The sequence below is a fragment of the Vogesella urethralis genome, assembly GCF_007644045.2.
GTDB classification, from domain to species: domain Bacteria; phylum Pseudomonadota; class Gammaproteobacteria; order Burkholderiales; family Chromobacteriaceae; genus Vogesella; species Vogesella urethralis.
Genome location: NZ_VMDW02000046.1, coordinates 1 through 231 on the forward strand (window position 1 = coordinate 1; position 231 = coordinate 231).

Consider the following 231-nt stretch of genomic DNA (forward strand, 5'->3'; position numbering starts at 1 on the left):
GGGGTTTTCCGCTTGTGAACGCCAAGAAATCGATCCGCTGCACTGTACGGAGTACAACGTCACCCACGGCATTTTTCACGTATGGTCGGGTGCCACGGTTTCCCGCCTGCACCTGACCAGCATTTACGAGACAGGCAGCATGGCTGCCGCTCAATCCATGATCGACTGGCTCAGTACACAGTCTGTCGCGCGTATTCGCCGTGGTCGTCTTGGTGAATCACCGGTGATGTG

1 protein-coding gene is annotated in these 231 nt (G+C 56.7%); it reads left to right on the forward strand.

Annotated elements, in window-relative coordinates; genetic code table 11:
* On the forward strand, positions 1–231 hold a 231-nt coding region (locus FLQ03_RS19230; RefSeq protein ID WP_206210829.1), incomplete at both ends, for a hypothetical protein.